The organism is Candidatus Planktophila sp. (assembly GCF_046070465.1).
Taxonomy (GTDB): Bacteria; Actinomycetota; Actinomycetes; order Nanopelagicales; family Nanopelagicaceae; genus Planktophila.
The window spans coordinates 1-4479 of record NZ_JBJTMK010000170.1; the positions used below are offsets into that span (position 1 = coordinate 1).

5 protein-coding genes are annotated in these 4479 nt (G+C 49.7%); 4 read left to right on the forward strand and 1 reads right to left on the reverse strand.

Annotation, left to right across the window (positions count from 1 at the left end):
• Positions 1 to 732 (forward strand): ABC transporter permease (locus ACKOVI_RS07200; protein ID WP_509603394.1); only part of this gene is annotated, 732 nt, incomplete at its 5' end.
• A 4-nt stretch (positions 733 to 736) separates the two neighbouring features.
• Here ACKOVI_RS07200 and ACKOVI_RS07205 read toward each other — a convergent pair.
• Positions 737 to 1261, reverse strand: coding sequence for a hypothetical protein (locus ACKOVI_RS07205; RefSeq protein ID WP_509603395.1), 525 nt, complete (start codon positions 1259 to 1261; stop codon positions 737 to 739).
• Positions 1262 to 1388: 127 nt separating this feature from the next.
• On the opposite strand from ACKOVI_RS07205, the gene ACKOVI_RS07210 reads away from it, so the two are divergent.
• Genes ACKOVI_RS07210 through cysS form a run of 3 tightly spaced genes read left to right on the forward strand, consistent with a single transcriptional unit; the run spans position 1389 to position 4451 of the window.
• Positions 1389 to 1871 carry a CarD family transcriptional regulator gene (locus ACKOVI_RS07210; RefSeq protein WP_509603396.1) on the forward strand — a complete coding sequence of 161 codons (483 nt, stop codon included), beginning with the start codon at positions 1389 to 1391 and terminating at the stop codon, positions 1869 to 1871.
• A 15-nt stretch (positions 1872 to 1886) separates the two neighbouring features.
• On the forward strand, positions 1887 to 3008 hold the full coding sequence (ispD, locus tag ACKOVI_RS07215; RefSeq protein WP_509603397.1) for a 2-C-methyl-D-erythritol 4-phosphate cytidylyltransferase: 1122 nt from the start codon (positions 1887 to 1889) through the stop codon (positions 3006 to 3008).
• Positions 3009 to 3035: 27 nt separating this feature from the next.
• Positions 3036 to 4451, forward strand: a complete 1416-nt coding sequence (cysS, locus tag ACKOVI_RS07220) for a cysteine--tRNA ligase (protein ID WP_509603398.1) — start codon at positions 3036 to 3038, stop codon at positions 4449 to 4451.
• Positions 4452 to 4479 lie beyond the last annotated feature (28 nt).

Below are 4479 nucleotides of genomic sequence, written 5' to 3' on the forward strand. Positions count from 1 at the left end.
CTCTTTGTAGTTGTTGCCAACTCTTTTAACGCTAGTAAATCCTTTAGCTGGCCGCCATCGCAATTAACAACAGAATGGTGGAGCAAGGCTGCAACCAATACTGGTGTACGTGAGGCAATCAAGTGGTCGCTGATGGCGGGACTATCTGCAACTGCTATCGCGCTATTGCTAGGAACTGCACTGGCATTTGCCGTCTCTCACTATTCATTCTTCGGGCGTAACACCATTTCGTTATTAGTCGTTTTGCCAATCTCGCTTCCAGGAATTGTCACTGGTATTGCACTGAATAATGCCTTTACCAAGCAGCTAGGCATCTCTACCGGACTCTTTACGGTCATTGTTGGACATGCGACCTTCTGTATCGTGGTGGTCTACAACAATGCAATCGCTCGCCTCAATCGGATGGGCACCTCTTTGCAAGAAGCTTCGATGGATCTCGGAGCAAACGGCATCACAACTTTCCGCCTGATTACTCTGCCAAATCTTGCTTCGGCGCTCTTTGCAGGGGGGCTGCTGGCCTTTGGATTATCGTTTGACGAAATTGTGGTCACAACATTTACTGCAGGACCTGGAATTCAAACTCTTCCTATTTGGATCTATAACAACTTATTCCGGCCTAATCAGGCCCCCATCGTCAACGTTGTCGCGGCAACCTTGGTAGTTGTCTCTATTATTCCAATTTACATTTCACAGCGTTTAAGCCATGACACGACCTCAGGTGGCCGTTTCTAGTTCATTACTTGGCTGTTGCAGCAGGTGTTGCAAGCTTTGCGCCAGTTGTGACGTTTGCATAAATATCGCGCTTATCGCGAATGATTGCGCGAACTGTGACTAGGCCTGCACGTGCAAAACCAATTGTTACGTCAACATTGCGGCCAGGGACCGCGCCGACTCCAGCAAAGACAGCCTTGGCGTTTGCTTGCTCACCCTCAAAGTGAATTGGCTTGTTAGTGACCAGCTTTGTCTCGCCTGTCAGTGTTGCACCTACGCCACCGACCGTGATGCCAAGAATCTGATCTGCAGCATCTGCGCGATTAACAATATGTCCGACGACAACTGCAGATCCATCTTCAGTTGCGACAAGAAGTAGGTTGCTGATGCGAAGGTCGCTGCCATCTGTATTAACAACAGCTTCTGCTCCATCAGTCACACGATTGATCATGCGAGTAGCGGCATTGGGGCCAGAACCTGAACATGATGTCAATGAAAGTGCGAGTGCGATAGAAATTGTTGTTACAGCAACTTTTGTCATTTGGCGCATGGCGTGATTATCTCATGCCCGCAAACCCTTAATTGACGCCTACTTCACGCCACTTATGGGGGGTTTTCTCGCATGGGGTTCGCTGGTAGAATTGGCGCTTATTCCCCGGCAGTACGAGAGGTTCTCCATGACATTTAAAGTTGGCGAAACAGTTGTTTACCCACATCACGGAGCAGCACTCATCGAGGCGATCGAAACCCGCGTTATTAAGGGCGAAGAGCGTATGTACCTCGTTCTCAAGGTTGCTCAGGGAGACCTTACTGTTCGCGTTCCTGCAGATAATGTCGATCTCGTAGGTGTTCGCGATGTTGTTGATTCAGCTGGTCTTGACCGCGTATTTAACGTCCTCCGTCAGCCATATACGGAAGAGCCAACCAACTGGTCACGTCGTTACAAGGCAAATCTAGAAAAGCTTGCATCAGGCGATGTCATCAAAGTTGCAGAAGTTGTTCGCGATCTTTACCGCCGCGATCTAGACCGTGGCCTCTCAGCTGGTGAAAAGCGTATGCTCGCCAAGGCGAAGCAGATTCTCGTATCAGAGCTCGCACTCGCAGAGCGCACTGATGAAGAGAAGGCTGCAATTCTCCTTGACGAGGTTCTCGCTTCGTAAATAAAGCGTTAAACCATGATCGCCGCAATCATTGCTGCCGCTGGCAGTGGCGAACGTTTCCGCGCACCTATTCCTAAGGCACTTATTCACCTTGGTGATAAATCTTTACTTGCTCATGCCATCGCAAATATCGCACCCGTGGTGGATCAGATAGTTATTACAGCACCAGCTGGATATGAGCAGCAGATTAAAGAGATCGCTGGCGAGGGAATTACCGTCGTTACTGGCGGCGCTACTCGCTCCGAATCAGTCCGGATTGCACTGGCTGTAGTAGATCCAAGTACTGATTTTGTTCTTGTACATGATGCAGCGCGAGCACTTGCCAGCATGGATTTAGCTTCACGCGTTATCAGCACGCTGGTCTATGAAAAAGAAGTTGCAGTTATCCCTGGTCTCTACGAAGTAGATACTGTCAAAGTTGTTGATAGCGCTGGGTATGTGACCTCAACTCCTGATCGTGCATCGCTTCGTAAAGTCCAGACCCCGCAGGGGTTTGCATACTCAGTATTAAAAGCTGCGCATGCAACTCCGAAAGATGCGACTGATGATGCAGTACTAGTCGCAGATGCAGGCCACAAAGTCCGCATCATTGATGGTGAAGAAAGAGCACTGAAAATTACTACGCCATCTGATTTAGCGACTGCTATGACTTTTATCGGTGATGCACAAATGTTCCGTACGGGTGTTGGCACTGATGCTCATGCATTCGGCGAAGGTCGAGAGCTCTGGCTTGCAGGATTGCTGTGGCCCGACGAAAGCGGTGTTGATGGACACTCTGATGGCGATGTTGCAGCACATGCAATCTGTGATGCGCTCTTTGCTGCGACGAGCACTGGTGATCTTGGATCTAACTTCGGAACATCACGTCCCGAATATGCAGGCGCATCCGGAACCCAGTTGCTTCAAGAGACACTTAAGATTGTTACCGATGCTGGATATTCGATTTCTAATGTCACAGTGCAGATCATCGGTAATCGCCCACGTATTGGTGGGCGCCGTGCAGAAGCGATCGCAGCAATTTCACAGGCTCTCGGTGGTGCACCCGTATCGATTTCAGCGACAACAACAGATGGAATGGGTTTAACAGGCGAAGGCAAGGGCATTGCAGCGATTGCATCAGCCCTCGTTTTTAAGTAACACCCACCCTCAAGTTACAATTTGCGCATGAGTTCGCTAAATCTTTACGACACCTTGTCGCGAACCACCACCCCATTTACACCGATAAATAAGGGCGAAGTCGGCATCTATCTCTGCGGTGCCACAGTTCAAGCTCCCCCTCATATCGGCCACGTTCGTTCTGGCGTGAACTTCGATATTTTGCGCCGCTGGCTTACTAAGAGCGGATATAACGTCACCTTTATTCGTAATGTCACCGATATCGATGACAAGATTTTGCACAAAGCTATTCACGAAGAGATGCCATGGTGGGCACTTGCACTCAAATACGAACGCGCATTTGCTGATGCTTATGCAGCTCTGAATGTTCTGCCACCTACATACGAGCCACGTGCAACTGGCCACATCACGCAGATGATCGAACTCATGCAGCTGTTGATTGATCGCGGAATGGCATATGCGCCAGGTAATGGTGATGTCTATCTTGAGGTTCGCAAACTTGAATCGTATTTAACCTTGTCACGACAGAAGCTCGATGACCTTCTTCCGGCTGCCGACGCCGATGAAACTTTTAAGCGCGATGTTCGTGACTTCGCGCTATGGAAGGGCGCAAAGCCGGGAGATCCATCATGGCCGACTCCTTGGGGTCCGGGTCGTCCGGGTTGGCACCTTGAGTGCTCTGCCATGGCACATACATATTTAGGTGAAGCATTTGATATCCACGGCGGTGGACTTGATTTGATTTTTCCTCACCACGAGAACGAAATCGCACAATCCGAAGCAGCTGGTTACGCCTTCGCTCAGCGCTGGTTGCATAACGCGTGGGTGACAGCATCTGGCGAGAAGATGTCAAAGTCACTCGGCAATTCACTGCAGGTGCACGAGCTATTAAAGACGGTACGTGGAATCGAGCTTCGTTGGTACTTGGGTTCTGCTCACTACCGTTCCATGCTCGAGTTCTCCCATGAAGCACTTGCAGAATCTGCCACCGCTTTCCGCCGTATCGAATCTTTCTTGCATCGTTCGGTTGAGATTCTTGGTACTGAGCCAACACCAGTGCTGGGCACTGCTTTTATCGATGCTATGAATGATGACTTAGCTGTTCCTACAGCGCTTGCATCGATTTCAGAGGCGCTTCGTCTTGGTAACAGCGCCATTACTTCTGGTGATAAGGCAGTCATTGCATCATCGGCAAATGAAATTCGCGGAGCACTGGATGTTCTTGGTTGCGATCCTTTTGATCCAGCATTTGCATCTTCTTCAACAAGCGATGATGTGACTGCAGCACTTGACGGCACAATCAAGTTGGCGCTTGCTCAGCGGGAAGCAGCTCGAGTACGTAAAGATTTTGAAAATTCAGATGCGATTCGCGATGGCTTAACCGCTCTTGGAATCGTTATCGAGGATACAGCGCAAGGACCACGATGGTCGATCTCACGTAAGACTGAAGGAAGTGGTTCATAATGGCCGGAAATTCAAAGCCTCGCGGCGC